This is a genomic window from Alteribacillus sp. JSM 102045 (genome assembly GCF_041949975.1).
Lineage (GTDB): Bacteria > Bacillota > Bacilli > Bacillales > Marinococcaceae > Alteribacillus.
The window spans coordinates 32488-48821 of the sequence record NZ_JBHFQG010000029.1; the positions used below are offsets into that span (position 1 = coordinate 32488).

Below are 16334 nucleotides of genomic sequence, written 5' to 3' on the forward strand. Positions count from 1 at the left end.
AGGTGAATGAAATGGGATTTAAAGTAGTTATTACCGATTATGAATTTGCAACACTCGAACCAGAAGAAAAAGTATTGCAGCAAGCAGATGTGGAATTCGTTAAAGCTCAATGTAAAACAGAAGAAGAAGTTATTGAAGCATGCAAGGATGCAGACGGAATAATCAATCAATACGCCCCAATTACAAGAAAAGTTATTGAAAATCTAGACAACTGTAAAGTGATTTCCCGTTACGGTGTTGGCGTAAATACTATTGATATCAATGCAGCAACAGAAAAAGGAATAATCGTTGGAAATGTAACAGATTACTGCATGGATGAAGTATCTGACCACGCTTTTTCGCTTCTGCTCGCATGCGCGAGAAAAGTAACCCAGCTCAACAACGAAGTGAAAGCCGGCAACTGGGACTTTAAAGTGGGTGTTCCGATGTACCGACTTCGCGGCAGAACGCTGGGCCTTGTAAGCTTTGGTAAAATTCCGCAAACTCTAGCTGTGAAAGCACAGGCGTTTGGTATAAAAACGGTGGCTTATGATCCGTTTGTAGACCAGGAAACTGCTGCTAACCTGAATACGGAACTCGTTGATCTAGACGAATTATGCAGACGCTCTCATTTTATTTCTGTTCATGCTCCGCTTGTAGAAGCAACAAGAGGAATGATGAGCGATCATCAATTTTCATTAATGAAAAAAGAGGCTTTCATTATTAATACTGCGCGCGGACCGGTCATTGATGAAAAAGCATTAGCACGGGCTCTTGAAAAAGGAGAAATTGCTGGCGCGGGTCTTGATGTAGTAGAAGAAGAACCAATCCCATCTGACAGCCCGCTGTTAAAAATGGACCAAGTTATTTTGAATCCGCACGCTGCCTGGTATTCCGAGGAAGCTCAGCAGGAATTAAAAACAAAAACAGCACAAAATGTTGCAGAAGTATTAAATGGAAAATATCCAAAATACCTTGTTAATCAAGATGTGAAAGAAAAAGCAGAGGTTTTCGTAAAACAGATTAATAGGAAAGCTGGTGTTGGAGATGGCAAAAAATGAGTGGAAAGGAATCATCCCTCCTGTCGTAACTCTAATAAATGAAAATTATTCGATAGATGAAGCAGGGATGCAGACCCATATTAATGAATTAATAGATAGTGGTGTAGATGGTCTGTTTTTTATGGGGACAGGCGGAGAGTTCGCTCAAATACCTGTACCAACTAGAAAAAAAGCAGCAGAAATAGCTGTAGCAGCAGCAGCAGGACGTGTTCCGGTACTCATCGGAACCGGTGCTGCCGGCTATGAAGAAACAAGGGAATTGTCTCTGCATGCAGAAGATGCCGGAGCAGATGGTTTAGTTGTGATCAACCCTTATTATTGGAACGTGCACGATGATCATCTTTATTCTTATTATGAACAACTATCACAAGTAACCAATTTACCTATTATTCTATATAATTTTCCGGGCACTACAGGCCAGGATCTCACACCTGACTTTGTCGCCCGCCTCGCAAAAAATATTCCTTCCATTGTCGGTGTGAAAGAAACTGTTGACGAGGCTGGCCACATTCGGGAAATGATTATTAAAACAAAAGCAGTCCGGCCTGACTTCCGAGTTCTCTCCGGGTATGATGATCACTTGCTGAACACGCTGACACTTGGAGGAGATGGAGCTATATCAGCCGGGGTCAACTTTGCACCAGAGCTTCAAATTGGTATTTATGAAGCGTATCAAAACAAAGATTATGACCGCGCAATAGACCTGCACCGCCGTCTTGCTTACGTACCGTTAATGTATAAGCTCGATACACCGTTTGTTAACGTCATAAAAGAAGCTATGATTCTGCGTGGCAAAAATATTCAGCCATATGTATTCCCGCCAGGTAAACCTGTTAACGATCAGCAGCGGGAAGAAATCAAAAAGATTATGCAGCAGGCAAGGATTTTAGAAGATACGAAAGTCTAGTCAAAATGGGCTGATGATCACCTCAAGCGCCAGGATCCACCCAGCTGGATTGAATAACTTATCTGTCAGGGCGTTTGGAGTACACTTAAAAACAGAGCCCTCTAACCAGCACCGCTAAAGTATGAAGGATAGAGGTGAAAGAGCATGTCTCTTCGGGAAAAGAACAAACATTTAGGCGAGATTTTACAAGACATGAAAAAAGTGATGGTAGCTTTTTCAGGCGGAGTGGACAGCACGTTTCTGCTGGCTCGTGCTCAGGAAGAGCTTGGAGATAATGTGGTTGCGATTACAGCAGCATCGGAAACCTTCCCATCACGTGAATACAACGAAGCGATCGCCTTAGCGAAAACTCTCAACGTTCCGTACATGGAGACAAGGGTCAGTGAATTTGCGAACGAAAACTTTGTCAACAACCAGCCCGACCGTTGCTTTCACTGTAAAGATGGATTGTACGATCATTTAAATGCAGTCGCAGACAAGCATGATTACCCGTACATTTTAGACGGAGCCAACAGAGATGATGTCGGGGATTACCGTCCAGGCATGAAAGCGGCAAGAGACCAGGGAGTGAGAAGTCCATTGCTGGAGGCGGGATTTCGGAAGGATGAAATTCGGATGCTCTCAAAAGAAATGGGGCTCTCCACCTGGAACAAGCCTTCTTTTGCCTGCTTGTCTTCACGTATCCCTTACGGCACAAAAATTACACAAGAAAAAATTGACCAGCTGGACATCGCCGAAAATTATTTAATCCGCTCCGGCTTTAAACAGGTGAGAGTCAGACATCACGAAAATATTGCCCGAATTGAAATCATGCCCGAGGATTTTCCGAAAATGATGGAATGCCACGATGAAGTTAATGAAGCATTAAAAGCGGCAGGATTTCAATATGTCGCCCTCGATTTGCAAGGGTACCGCACGGGCAGCATGAATGATGTGTTGAAAAAGGTGCAGTCCTCATGACCCCATCGCTGAAAGATATTTTACAAGCTGTCGAAAAGGGAGACATCACCAGTGAGCAGGCACATGAACAGCTGAAAGGGTATGAAAACTTAAGCTATGCTCGTGTGGACTCTCACCGCGGAAAACGAAAAGGCTTTCCGGAGGTCATCTATGGAGAAGGAAAAACACCAGAACAGATTATTGAAATAACAGGCACACTTAGGCGTGAAGGACGTTCTGTTCTATGTACAAGAATAGACCAGGAAAAAGCTGCGCAAATACTCGCTTTTCATTCGGAGTTCACCTATGATCCTGTCGCTAGAATCTTGCATTATCAAGAAGAGGATGTTCTTGTCACCGGGAGGACAGTAGGGGTTTTATGCGCCGGGACGTCTGATCTTCCTGTAGCAGAAGAAGCCGCCGTCACAGCGGAAACGATGGGGAATAAAGTTGTCCGGGTATATGACGTAGGGGTCGCAGGCATTCACCGCTTAATTGATGCTTTACCAGAAGTAAAGATTTGCGATGTACTGATCGTTGTAGCAGGCATGGAAGGGGCGCTTCCAAGTGTAATCGGCGGTCTTGCTGACCAGCCGATTATTGCAGTTCCTACTAGTGTCGGCTATGGTGCTCATTTTGAAGGATTAGCTCCACTCTTAGGGATGCTGAACTCCTGCTCTTCAGGGATTTCTGTGGTAAACATTGATAACGGATTTGGAGCAGCCTACAGTGCCACGTTAATGAATCGGATTGGTTTAAAAGGAGGAGAACGATGCGAATCCTCTACTTAGATTGTTCCATATCAGGTATCAGCGGAGACATGACGCTTGGTGCACTGCACGCACTCGGGGCAGATATGGAGAAAGTGGAGAAGGAACTTAAGGCGTTTCCTATTGAAGCCTTTTCCTTAAAAACCTCCGGGGAAATGAAAAAAGGAATCTATGCTTCGAAAGTAGATGTTATTCCTGAAGAAGAAGCGCACCATCACCGTCATTACTCTACCATCTGTCAAATGATTCTAGATTCAGACATTGCGGAAAAAGCAAAAGCCTTGAGTCTTCAAATATTTGAACCTATTGCGAAAGCAGAAGCGCACATTCATCATACCACCATCGATAAAGTCCACTTTCATGAAGTGGGGGCGGTCGATTCCATCGTAGATGTCGTAGGAACAGCGCTTGCACTGGATCAGCTTGAAATAGAAGAAGTGTTTTCTTCTCCGGTTGTCCTTGGAAATGGAAAACAGAAAATGGCGCACGGCATTTATCCTATTCCTGCTCCGGCTGCATTAGAAATGATGAAATGGCTTCCCGTACAGGCGACCGATGTGGATGGCGAATTAACCACTCCCACCGGTGCCGGAATTTTAAAAGGCTTAGTCACTTCTTTTGGTCCGATTCCTTCGATGGGAATTGAATCTATCGGGTACGGAGCGGGGTCAAAAGATTTCCCGTCTCACCCCAATGTGCTGCGGGCAATTTTAGGGGAGAAAAAATAAGATACATTCATTTGTAAACGTTTTAAATCTTAATAAAAAGGGGGGAGAGCTTGAAAATAACTGCGGTGGAGACGGTTCAGCTCCCTGCACATCCTCAGCTGCTTTGGGTACCCGCACCTATTCCGGTTCCTTCTGGTTTTTGCATGTAACCATTTTTCACTTGAACAGGCTGAGTCACTACGTTTTCAAAATAGCGTGTGATAGAAAGCGCGGACAGCTTTACTGATAAATAAATTAGGAATGTTCAGACGCAAATGGGCATGAGCAAGATTCATATTAGGCCCCCCAGTTGAAAAGATGGTGTTTTAGAAAGAAGCGATATTCAAAAGGAACCCTCGGAAGGCGGATCGGGAGGCAGCCACTGGGCAGCTGGAGATCCGTGGAAAGACGACTTAGGAGATCGATTTTAAGTAAGAGGAATAGCTTCTTTTTTTAACAATATATAAGAACAAAGTTTTATATTATAAAATTAATTCTATGTGAGGAGGAGAAAAAATGAAAAAGTTTACAAAAACATGGATGACAGGAGCCGTAGCTTCCATGGTATTTTTATCTGCCTGTGGAGGCGGCGGAGGAGACGAAGCCAGCTCTGAGGAAAATGGAGGAGAAAGCAGCGGAGATGCGAAAACAGTAAAGGTAGCTAACTACTTTGCAGCGGATCACCCGCAAAATGTTGCACTAGAAGAAAAGTTTAAGCCGCTTGTCGAAGAAAATTCCAATGGAAGTTTAGAAGTTGAAATTTATCCAGACAGCCAGCTTGGTGCAGAAGAAGAATTTTATGAAGGGGTTCGAAACGGCACCATTGAAATGGGGATCCCTGGTATGATTATGCAATCCTCTGTTGATAAGTTAGGTGTTCCAGAATGGCCGTTTTTGTTTGAAGATTACGAACACGTACAAAACGTATTGAATGGTGAAATTGGTGAAGAGCTGACAGAAGACCTGGAAGAACAGCACGGAGTTAGAGCGCTTGCCTGGAGTGCAAATGGTTTTCGGATGTTTTCTTCTAACAAGACATTAGAAAGCATCGTAGATTTTGACGGGCTGCGTTTACGTATGCCGAACATTCCAAACTATATCGAACTTGGTGAACAGCTTGGAGCTAACGTGTCACCGCTCGCTATTTCTGAAGTGTTCACAGGACTCGAGCAAGGAGTTATCGATGCACAGGATAACCCGATTGCAACGTTAAGAGCATCTGGCTGGTATGAAGTGCAAACCGACGTGTTGGAATCAAGACATATGTTCAGCCCAAATATGTATGTGATCAATTCTGATTTCTGGAATGGTCTTTCTGAAGAAGAACATCAGGTCATAGAAGAAGCATCTAAGGAAGCAGCAGAATATGAATTTGAAGTGATGCAGAAAAGTTATGAAGAAGATAAAGAGTATTTAGAAGGAGAAGGAATCACATTTACCGAACCTTCTGATGAGTTCAAGCAGTCTATGCAAGAATCAGCAGAGCCTATGTATGATGCCTTTTATGAAGAGTATGACTGGGCGGAAGACTTAGTAGAACGAATTCGTGAAGAAGCTGAGTAGAAAAGAAAAGGTAAAGGAGAAGGGGGATGACTCACTTGCTTGTGTGAGTGTTTCCTCTTTTCCAGTGGGAAGGGATACGGAACGGACAAAACTCATCACCCAACGAAAGGAACCATTGTCCGTTCGTTTGACTTCCGCTAATAACAGCTTCTTCCATGAAAAAGAAAGAAGGGAATTACCATGGCTATTATTGAGGAATTGCTAGAACCGATTCCGCTTCCAAAAATGGTGAAGGTGCGGCAGCATTTTGACACTAAAGAAATTGCTGATACAGCGGCTGAAGTTCAGCGGGTACTAAAAGAATCCGGCATGCTTGAAAAAATTCAGCCCGGCTGTAAAACAGCAATTGCTGTAGGCAGCCGCGGCGTTGCTGATCTCCCCATTCTAACAAGAGAAACAGTAAAAGCAGTAAAAGACGCAGGGGGCGAGCCCTTTATCGTCCCGGCAATGGGCAGCCACGGCGGCGCAACAGATGAAGGTCAAAAAGAAGTGCTGGAAGAACTTGGCGTAAGTGAAGAAACAGTAGAAGCCCCGATTCGCTCAAGCATGGAAGTTGTTCCAGTTGGAAAACTGCCAAATGGATTGCCTATTTATACGGACAAAAATGCGTATGAAGCAGACCACATTATTGTGATTAACCGGATCAAGCCCCACACCGCATTTCGCGGAAGAGTCGAGAGCGGCCTGATGAAAATGGTAACCATTGGACTTGGGAAGCAGAAAGGGGCAGAAGCAGCTCACTTATATGGGTTTAAACATATGGCAGAACATGTTCCGGACATGGCTAAAATTGTTTGTGATCGTGCACCTGTTTTATTTGGCCTCGGGTCCTTGGAAAATGCTTATGACCGTCCAGCTAAAATAGTCGTTGTGCCTGCCGGAGAATTTGAAGAAAAAGAACCAGGGCTCTTAGAAAAAGCAAAATCATTTATGCCAGGGATTATGGCAGACCCGCTCGATGTGCTGATTGTTGATGAAATCGGAAAAGACATGTCCGGCGACGGGATGGATCCTAATATTACCGGACGATTTGCCACTCCTTATGCCAGCGGCGGAGCAAACGCTGCTAAAGTGGTTGTTCTTCGTCTTACGGAAAAAACGCATGGAAATGCCAACGGTCTCGGGTTAGCAGATGTTACGACCAGACGTGCATTTGAACAAATTGAATGGCACAAAGGTTATGCGAATGCATTAACGAGTACCGTGCTTGAAACCGTGAAAGTTCCGATGTTTTTAGACACAGAAGAATTAGCTGTGAAAGCAGCCGTGAAAACCTGTAATGCTAAAGACATGAAGAAGGTAAGAATGGTGCGGATTCCAAACACACTTGAAGTCAAGGACATCTATGTATCAGAAGGGCTGCTTGATGAGGTGCGCAGTAATCCAAAGTTAGAAATTTTATCTGATCCTGAGCCCCTTTCGTTAGACAGGTAATTTCTATTGCTCTATCTGCTCATTTACAGCGCCCTTGTTTTTGCCTATGGAATAACCATCTTTTGGGACTCAGGAGTGGTTATGTACCTTACTGGGCTGTTTGCCTTTTTATCTGTTGTGATTTCTTTTCCTAAAGCACAGCGATTGTATAAAGTGACCGCCTCTATCTTTGTCATCATAGCCTTGATAACTGCTGCTTTTGAAGGAATAGCGGTAGTGCAGTTTCCGTATTACATGACGTCTACCGCGATATTAATCATGATTTTTTATGTGCTTCCATTTATCAACAGTGTTATCGTTGTCGGCCGCTATGACCAGAAGGTAAACCGTCTATTAAAAACAAAGATCAGCCACCTTGGTCAGCTGTATCAGCGAACGGCGCTTGTAAGCTTTTTGCTAGGTTCGTTTTTAAATATTGGAACGATTCCTCTCGTTGTCAGTGTATTAAAACGCAATTTGAAAGAGCAGTCCGCTAACCTGGTGAGCCGTTTTATCAGCTCAGCCATGCTTCGAGGCTATGCGCTTTGTCTTGTGTGGACGCCAATGGAAATTCTTGTAGCCATTTCAATTGATATTACAGGAGTAGGCTATGTAACACTGCTTCCATATTTACTGTTGTTTTCATTAACCCTGCTTCTTATCACTTTTTGGGCAGGAAAAAGCTATAAAGGCTATACGCTTGAGTCCGTCTCAGGGCAGATTGACATGACAGCCGTTTATAAAAAAATCGCAAGCCTGTCCTTTTTCTTAATTCTCTTTATCAGCATCATCATTTGGCTGCGGCCGCTGCTTAACCTTTCTTTTTTGGAAACCGTAGGACTTGTGATCATTCCATATTCGTTTTTATGGGCGCTTGTGATTAAAAGAATCCGTTCCTTTCTCGTATATGGCCTGCGGACATGGCAGGCGCGTACTTCTTCTTTGCAAAACTACGTGGTGCTGTTTTTATCTGTCGGTTTTTTTATCAGCATTTTAGGAGAATCCAAGCTGATGGGATATTTACAGTATCCGTTTCTGATACTAGAAGGTCTTCCGGTTCTTTTATTCATCGTTATACAAATTTTATTTTTAGGTCTTGCGATGGTTGGGTTTCATCCGCTTGTTACCATCAGCCTTGTCGGTGAAATGCTGCAGCCTATATTAGGATCTGTTTCACCATTAGCCGCAGCGATTGTCCTTATTACTTCGGGACTCTCTACGGTGATGGCCGGTCCGTTTAATATTTCTGTTTCGTTAACGGGGATGCTGCTTCACCAGAATCCATACAGGGTTTCTTTATGGAATGTCGGGTTTGCGTTTCTATTTAGCAGCGGCGGAACTTTATTGGCAACGATCATTTTATTATTCCCTTGACCAATATTTCTTAGAAAGGTGTGAAACGATGACGAGACCATTTCCGATGATTGAAAACTCAGTGAATCCGTATCGGGACAATGTGCAAGGAAAGGCCAATGAGCCAATTACCGTAGCTGGTCTTCTGGACCGTTCCAAGCAAGTGCTTGGCAACACTTATGAAGGAGATGCCCCGGATTGGACGTTGGATGAAATTTATAACCGCCTGGAGAAAAACGCACCGAGAATCGCAATTATCGGCGGTTCTTCTGACCATCCAGCGCATATTATGGATTTTCAAACCTCTTCAAGAGCAGCCATACGTATCTGGCAGAACGGGGGAGTTCCTTTCTATTTCTCGACTCCGGTTATGTGTGACGGGACGGCGCAGAATAACCAGGGTATGAGCTATTCGCTGCAAAGCCGTAATGCAGTTGCTCAAATGATTGTAAACCAGCTCGAAGCGCACAGCTATCACGGTGCTTTTGTCATTCAAGGATGTGACAAACAGCCGCTAGGGGTAGTCAGCGGACTTGCTCATCTCGACCGTCTGCGTCAAGAAAGAGGAGAAGCACCGTTTTTCGCTACATTTGCACCTGCTCACGTTTTGGAAGGCGGCACCATTCCGGAGCCGCTGGTAAGAGAATTGGGAGAAGTAGCAAAACAGGCGGTAGATCAGGGTTTTGAGGATATTTCAGATGATCTTCATGATGCAATGGCTTATATTTTGCAGTGTTCTTCTAATACCTCCTTTCAAGGAGTGTTCGAACGTGCTGTAGAACGCGGGATTATTACGAAAGAGGAACACAAATATTTTGAAAAAGAGCTTGCGGTGAACACTTGTGACGGCTCAGGAGGGGTTTGTGCATTTAACGGGACAGGAAACAGTTCGCGCCACATCGTAGCAGGCTTTGGGCTTGTTCATCCATCGGTGGAACTATTGACTGCTGCTCCGGAGCAGCATCAAGTAAACGATGCCATTGACAGCCTGGCAGACATGATGAATAAACCTGAATTCGGGGTGTCTCGTTTAGCCGCTGCCAATATTCGCAATACGATTCGTATTCACAGTGCATCTGGTGGTTCTACTAATCTCATGATGCACATCGTTTCAGCGATGCTTTTCGGAGGCTACCGCTTCAGCCTGTGGGATTTAGATAAACTTCATCACGAACAAGCCATTCCAGATTTATTTAACTACAGTCTTACCGAAGGACGTGACATCTTCCAGCTTGCGATTCAGTGCTGTGACAGCGACAGCCGCGGTATGGAGAGCCTTTTCTATGAGCTCATGGAAAATGGAGTCGATATGGATGTGAATGCCCTGACTGTCACAGGACAAACATGGGCAGAGCGTCTCAGTAAGGACCGCGAAGCACTATCAGCGGATAATGTAAAAGATAATCCTATTATTCTATCAAAGCCACGCCGGGTGTTCAGCGGCGTAGATGTGCTGCAAGGAAATTTCTTTGAAAGTGCCGTTGTGAAAATCAGCGGTATGCCGACTCCGCAGCTTGATCAGTTTGATAAAAAAGCCGCGATGGTGCTGTACTTTGAAAATGAAGAAGAAGCGAACAAAAATTTATTAAATTCAAACCTGGTTGATGAATTAAGAGATGCACGTTCATTTAAAGAAGAGCTTCTCCGTCCGCAGCTCCGGCATAATGAACCAGACTATGACAAAACACTTGATAACGCGGATTACGATACACTGTTTGATTATATGGCAGGAAGCGGTGCTCTGAAAATCGCAATTATCATTGCCGGCCAGGGACCGGAAGCGTTTGGAATGCCGGAAATGTTCACACCAATGCAGCACATTAATACGAACAGAAAGCTTAAAAAATTAGGCACCATCATCAGCGATGGGCGCTATTCCGGAGTAACCTTTGGAGCCGCAATCGGACATATGACACCAGAAGCGAAAAACGACGGCGGCATTTTGTATTTGCAAACCGGAGATGTTCTCTATCTCGGCCTTCGGGAAAGAGTGATTGAATTTGTGAAAGCAGATGCGTTTGTAAAAGGGGAAACCGTTTATTCGTTTGATGGCATTCGAGAAAAACGGGCAGGCCTTGCTGCTGAACGCCTGCAGAGCATTCGCAAGCGTCAGTGCCGCATTGCTGCCAGCAATCGCATGGCAGGGCATACCGATGCAGCAAACGGAGTCGTTCCATATTCGGTATGGGAAGAAGCAGAAGATGATTATACTCCAATTTTGAAAAAAGCGGAGCCAGCATTTAAAACAGCAAGTAAACAATAAGATACCTGCAGAATAAGTTAACAGGTAGACTCCTGCGGGAAAAGCAACGGCTGAAGACCCCTCCAGGAAGCGCTTTACTCTAAGGAGGCTGAAGCGCTGCCCGCGGCAAAGAAGACACTGCCAGAACGAGCAAAGAGAGTTGCATCAGTAGATGTCGCACTTGTGCCCTGAGGGTGAAAGAGAAGTGTATTTTCAACTGAGCCTGTGAACAAACATCAAAGTATAAAAAAAGTTTTAAAGAAAGAAAATGAGCTCTTCCATAAGGGCTTAAATATAATATACGAGGAGAAATCACTATGGAAAAAACAAGAGATTTTATTGAAAAGTTAGGTTTTGCAAGAGGAGATTTAAATGATCTGCCCACCTCGTCTAAACGGTTTCCAGATGGGGCCCAGTACCGGGTTGAAATTCCGAGTGTGGAAGGCCCGAATGCGATGAAAGCTGCTGTAGAAACCGGAAAGCAATATGGCATTGATTTTCACCGTGTTTCACAGGGAAGCGGCATAATGCTGCAAACAGATGAGGAAATTGAGCAGATGGCTGCTATCGGCCGTGAAGAAAAACTCGAAGTAAGCTTATTTGTCGGCCCGCGCGGCACGTTCGATATTTCACCGATGCAGCGCGCCAGTGCCGGACAGGTAGCCGGCCTTCGTTCTCAAGGTATTGATCAACTCGTTTACGCGCTAGAAGATGTGAAACGTGCATGCGAGCTTGGCATCCGCGGTATTTTAGTGGCCGATGAAGGGCTTTTGTGGCTTGTAAATGAAGCAAAAAAAGCTGGAGAACTGCCTCAGGATCTTGTGGTTAAAGTTTCAGTACAAGTAGCACAAGCCAATCCATTTTCCATTAAATTAATGGAAGATATCGGGGCAGACACGTACAACGTTCCTACAGATTTAACGCTCGCTCGTCTAGCAGCTGTCCGCCAGGCAATTGACATTCCGATTGATATTTATATAGAAGCGCCTGATGATATCGGAGGGTTTATCCGGCATTACGATATCCCTGAAATTATTCGGGTGGCAGCACCTGTTTATATTAAATTTGGCCTTCGCAACGCACCAAATATTTATCCATCCGGTACGCATCTAGAAGACACAGCTATTAAGCTGACAAAAGAAAGAGTAAGAAGAGCTAAAATCGGGCTTGATTTGTTAAATCGTTACGCACCGGATTTAAAAACATCAGAAAAAGGTGCAGCAGGGATTGCGCTTCCAGCTTCCAAAGTAACTCAATAACATATGTAGTAAGTTAAGGGTAAAATTATATAGTATTATGTGCTATAATATAGAAAACGTCTAAAAAGTAGTTGAACATTCACCATTTGATGGCTCCGTATACCGCCATCTCCCCAAATATTCAACTAACTACAAGACAAGACCGAAAAGGGGGGAAGCTTTATGCCCATCATTCAATCTGTTGATCGCGCGCTGAAAATCCTGGATTTGTTTGATGAATTCGAAACGGAATTGAAGATTACGGATATAAGCGATCGCATGCTATTGCATAAAAGTACTGTTCACTCTCTTTTGAAAACGCTGCAAAAACATCAATATATAGAGCAAAACCCCGAAAATGGAAAATACCGTCTAGGCATGAAGCTGTTTGAACGGGGGAATTTTGTCATTCACAGCCGTGATATCCGCTCTATTGCCAAAGAGTATTTGTATGATTTGTCAAAAGATACCGGCCAGACCGTTCACCTCGTCATTCAAGATGGGAAAGAAGGCGTTTATATAGACAAGGTAGAAAGTGCTTCTGCCACTGTTTTATATTCCCGGATCGGACGGAGAATTCCGCTTCATTGCAGCGGTGTCGGAAAAGCCCTCTTAGCTTTTCAGCCGGACCGTGAAATAAATAATGTGTTATCCGATTACGAGTTTATTAAAAGAACCGAAAACACAATAACAGACAAACAAGAGTTTCTAGAAGAACTGAATCATATCCGAGAGCAGGGTTATGCAGAGGACCGGGAAGAAAATGAACCAGGCGTACGCTGTGTAGCTATTCCTGTTCGAGACCATACCGGGGCAGTTGTTGCCGCAATCAGTATTTCTACACCTACGATGCGCGTGAGTGAAGAAGACATCCAGCGTTATGTAGCTAAGTTAAAAGAAGCAAGCGCACAGCTTTCTCAAAAATTAGGCTACGGATATCAAACATTAAAAGGGCATTAAACGACAAAAGTTGAATATATATTAGTAAAAGCAGCGGACATGAGATACGCTATTTTCACGTTTTTGTACCATTTACATGCAGTTGGGGACAGGGGTTCCGTTATATGCTTAAAATCAGACGAAATAAGGCATTATTTTGGATAATAGCGAATCACGGTCCGCGGGGCTTCTAGACCGCCCTTATTCTAAAAAATAACGGAATGAGGGTCCGCCCCAGGGTGCGCATTGCACTCAACTTCTCTTTTTTTGTCCATTTATTAAAACCTAGTTTTATAATATTAAACTATCAAACTATCAGGGGGTTTCATAATGAGAATTGTCCGTTTTGAAAACGATAACACAACGAAAATTGCTGCTGTAACCGATCAGGAGGAAATTTTTTCTTTGCCATCTGCAAGTGTACTAAGCTTATTTAATAAAGCAGAACAAAAAGGAGTGTCCGTACTTGCACTCGTCCAGGAGCTTATTAAAGACCAGTCTCCGCTTTCCGTAAAACTTGAAGAGCTGAATTTACTTGTTCCGCTCGAAGTTTCTGAAGTATGGGCATCTGGTGTTACATATCAAAAAAGCCGTGAAGCAAGAAACTATGAAGCAACGGATGGAAAGCTCGACAGCCCAGCAACATTTTACGATAAAGTATATGATGCCGAGCGCCCAGAAATTTTCTTTAAATCCACCGGCCAGCGCCTCATAGGACAAAATGAAGACGTATATTTGCGCACCGATTCCAACTGGCAGATTCCAGAACCGGAGCTTGGACTTGTCATCAGCAGGAAAGGAAATGTAATAGGCTACACTGTAGGAAATGACATGAGCTGCCGTGACATTGAAGGAGAAAATCCGCTGTACTTGCCGCAAGCAAAAATTTGGAAGAATTCATGTTCGGTAGGTCCGGCGATTCGACTTGCAGATACGGTAGATAACCCATATGAATTCCAAATCATCTGCCGGATTTTCCGGGGCGGAGAAAAGGTTTTTGAAGGGGATGCTTTTGTCAACCAGCTCAAGAGAAAACTTGATGAACTAGTAAATTACTTGGTTAAAGATAACGATGTCTTTGATGGAACAGTTCTTTTAACTGGAACATGTGTCGTACCCCCAAATGAATTCACGCTTCAAGATAGAGATGACATTGAAATTGAAATCCCTGGTATCGGTACGCTTCGTAATTCTGTGAAGCATCCGGCTGAGCAGTCTGTTGCTTCATCTTAAGGAGGAAAAGAAGTGAGTGAAGAACGCTTTCAAACGATGATGATGAAGCCCGAAGATACGGTCGCTGTTGCACTTGCTGACATTAAAAAAGGGACCACTTTAACGGTTGCCTGTCAGCAGGAACGATTTCAAATTACATTGAAGCACTCCATTGAATTTGGCCATAAATTTGCAGTGAAGCCAATGGAGAAAGGAGAGGATGTGCTTAAATACGGTGAAATTATAGGAGTCACAAATCGTTCTATCGAAGTCGGCGAACATGTCCATGTTCATAATGTCGAAGGAAAACGAGGAAGAGGTGACAGAATTGCCGGAGCTTAAAGAAGGTCAATTTTTAGGATATCGAAGACCTGATGGAAACGTAGGAGTTCGGAACCATGTGTTAATTCTGCCTACCATTACTTGCGCGGTGCAGGCCGCCAAGCAAATTACAGAGCTTGTCGACGGAACGGTTTCATTTATTCACCAGCATGGCTGCGCCCAGGTGGGAGAGGACTATGAGCAAACCTTCCGAACGTACGCCGGAATGGGAATGAATCCTAATGTTTACGGTGTCGTGGTACTCGGGCTCGGTTGTGAAACCCACCAGGCCTGGACGGTGGCTGATGAAATTGCTAAAAAAACAGGGAAACCAGTGGAAACCGTGTCTATTCAAGATCACGGCGGTACCCTCACTACAGTTGCTCAAGGAGCAAAAGTGGCTGCCAAAATGGTACAGGACGCTTCTATGGTGCCGCGAGAACCGTGTGATTTGAGTGATTTGATTGTCGGCACGGAATGCGGCGGTTCAGATGCGTGTTCCGGTTTATCTGCTAACCCGGCAGTAGGAACCGTATCGGATATGCTTGTAGAGCGCGGAGCCACTGCTATTTTGGCAGAAACGACGGAGTTAATCGGTGCAGAGCATCTTTTAGCTGAGCGGGCAGCAGATGATCAAGTCGCTAAACGGGTGTATGAAGTAATCGAAGCAATGGAAAACCGTTCCCTGCAAATGGGTGTAGACATTCGCACGGGCAACCCGAGTCCCGGGAATGTTCGCGGCGGTTTGTCTACGCTGGAAGAAAAGTCTCTTGGAGCAGCTAATAAGTCTGGAAGCAGTCCGCTTCAAGAGCTGATTAACTATGCAGAGCGTCCTAGCAAAAAAGGCTTAGTATGGATGGATACACCTGGACACGATATTGAACAGCTGACAGGAATGGTAGCCGGCGGAGCTCAGGTTGTACTTTTTACAACAGGTCGTGGGACGCCGACAGGATCTCCAATCGCACCCGTTATTAAAATAGCAACCAACACAACCATGTATGAAAGCATGGGAGATAACATGGATGTAAACACTGGGATGATTATTGAAGGAAAAGAAACAGTAGATGACGCAGGAGGTCGTATTTTAGAAGAAATCAGACAGGTCAGCTCTGGCAAAAAAACAAAAGCAGAAATCTTAAAGCAGCACGATTTTGGGATCTGGCGCATCGGACCAACCTTTTAAGTACAGTCAGGGCGGGTGGAGGGAGTACGAAAAGGGATATTTAAACGATCATCTCTATCTTTAATTTTTTCATAGAAAGGAAGATGAAAATGGCAACAGCAACGGAAACAAAAACTTATCTCAACTTTATTAACGGAGCATGGGTGAAAGGCTCTTCGAATGACACTTCAGCCAGCATTAATCCAGCCAACACAGAGGACATTGTCGGCCGCGTCCAAAAATCCACCCGTGAAGATTTAGACAAAGCCGTGGCCGCAGCAAAAGAAGCTCAAACACCATGGAGAAAGCTTGCTGCACCAGAACGCGGAAACTTATTGTATAAAGTGGCGGACGTTTTGGAATCCCGTGTAGATGATATTGCTAAAACGATGACGCGTGAAATGGGAAAAACATTCCCGGAAGCAAAAGGGGAAACGGCTCGCGGGGTAGCTATTCTTCGCTATTATGCAGGAGAAGGCATGAGAAAAGTAGGTGACGTGATTCCGTCTACCGATAAAGATGCTT

15 protein-coding genes are annotated in these 16334 nt (G+C 44.3%); all 15 read left to right on the plus strand.

Annotated elements, in window-relative coordinates:
- Positions 1-11: 11 nt before the first annotated feature.
- Positions 12-1040: a C-terminal binding protein gene (locus ACE1TI_RS16540; protein ID WP_375008662.1), complete on the plus strand. Its 1029-nt coding sequence runs from the start codon at positions 12-14 to the stop codon at positions 1038-1040.
- A complete protein-coding gene (locus ACE1TI_RS16545; RefSeq protein ID WP_375008663.1) occupies positions 1027-1947 on the plus strand; it encodes a dihydrodipicolinate synthase family protein in 921 nt (306 codons plus the stop codon). Before ACE1TI_RS16540 ends, ACE1TI_RS16545 begins: the two co-directional genes overlap by 14 nt.
- Before the next feature lie 144 nt (positions 1948-2091).
- Entirely contained in the window at positions 2092-2907 is an 816-nt protein-coding gene (gene larE, locus ACE1TI_RS16550; protein ID WP_375008664.1) for an ATP-dependent sacrificial sulfur transferase LarE, read from the plus strand.
- Positions 2904-3677 (plus strand): nickel pincer cofactor biosynthesis protein LarB, encoded by a 774-nt coding sequence (larB, locus tag ACE1TI_RS16555; RefSeq protein WP_375008665.1) that lies wholly within the window; start codon positions 2904-2906, stop codon positions 3675-3677. The genes larE and larB overlap by 4 nt, the downstream gene beginning before the upstream one ends.
- On the plus strand, positions 3659-4384 hold the full coding sequence (gene larC, locus ACE1TI_RS16560) for a nickel pincer cofactor biosynthesis protein LarC (protein ID WP_375008666.1): 726 nt from the start codon (positions 3659-3661) through the stop codon (positions 4382-4384). Before larB ends, larC begins: the two co-directional genes overlap by 19 nt.
- Positions 4385-4879: 495 nt before the next feature.
- Positions 4880-5926 (plus strand): TRAP transporter substrate-binding protein, encoded by a 1047-nt coding sequence (locus ACE1TI_RS16565; RefSeq protein ID WP_375008667.1) that lies wholly within the window; start codon positions 4880-4882, stop codon positions 5924-5926.
- A 180-nt stretch (positions 5927-6106) separates the two neighbouring features.
- The gene (locus ACE1TI_RS16570) at positions 6107-7360 is read left to right on the plus strand and encodes a nickel pincer cofactor-dependent isomerase, group 22 (RefSeq protein WP_375008668.1); all 1254 of its coding nucleotides are present in this window, start codon (positions 6107-6109) and stop codon (positions 7358-7360) included.
- Positions 7361-7366: 6 nt separating this feature from the next.
- Complete coding sequence (locus tag ACE1TI_RS16575) at positions 7367-8713, plus strand: hypothetical protein (RefSeq protein WP_375008669.1); 1347 nt, start codon at positions 7367-7369, stop codon at positions 8711-8713.
- A gap of 28 nt (positions 8714-8741) precedes the next feature.
- Positions 8742-10955: a dihydroxy-acid dehydratase domain-containing protein gene (locus ACE1TI_RS16580; RefSeq protein ID WP_375008670.1), complete on the plus strand. Its 2214-nt coding sequence runs from the start codon at positions 8742-8744 to the stop codon at positions 10953-10955.
- Between the two features lie 296 nt (positions 10956-11251).
- Positions 11252-12193 (plus strand): U32 family peptidase, encoded by a 942-nt coding sequence (locus ACE1TI_RS16585; RefSeq protein ID WP_375008671.1) that lies wholly within the window; start codon positions 11252-11254, stop codon positions 12191-12193.
- Positions 12194-12355: 162 nt separating this feature from the next.
- Positions 12356-13132, plus strand: coding sequence for an IclR family transcriptional regulator (locus tag ACE1TI_RS16590; protein ID WP_375008672.1), 777 nt, complete (start codon positions 12356-12358; stop codon positions 13130-13132).
- 309 nt (positions 13133-13441) lie between these two features.
- On the plus strand, positions 13442-14344 hold the full coding sequence (locus ACE1TI_RS16595; RefSeq protein WP_375008673.1) for a fumarylacetoacetate hydrolase family protein: 903 nt from the start codon (positions 13442-13444) through the stop codon (positions 14342-14344).
- A gap of 12 nt (positions 14345-14356) precedes the next feature.
- Positions 14357-14665, plus strand: coding sequence for a UxaA family hydrolase (locus tag ACE1TI_RS16600; RefSeq protein ID WP_375008674.1), 309 nt, complete (start codon positions 14357-14359; stop codon positions 14663-14665).
- Entirely contained in the window at positions 14652-15830 is a 1179-nt protein-coding gene (locus tag ACE1TI_RS16605; RefSeq protein ID WP_375008675.1) for a UxaA family hydrolase, read from the plus strand. Before ACE1TI_RS16600 ends, ACE1TI_RS16605 begins: the two co-directional genes overlap by 14 nt.
- Before the next feature lie 89 nt (positions 15831-15919).
- A partial coding sequence (locus tag ACE1TI_RS16610) for an aldehyde dehydrogenase family protein (RefSeq protein WP_375008676.1) occupies positions 15920-16334 on the plus strand: 415 nt, incomplete at its 3' end.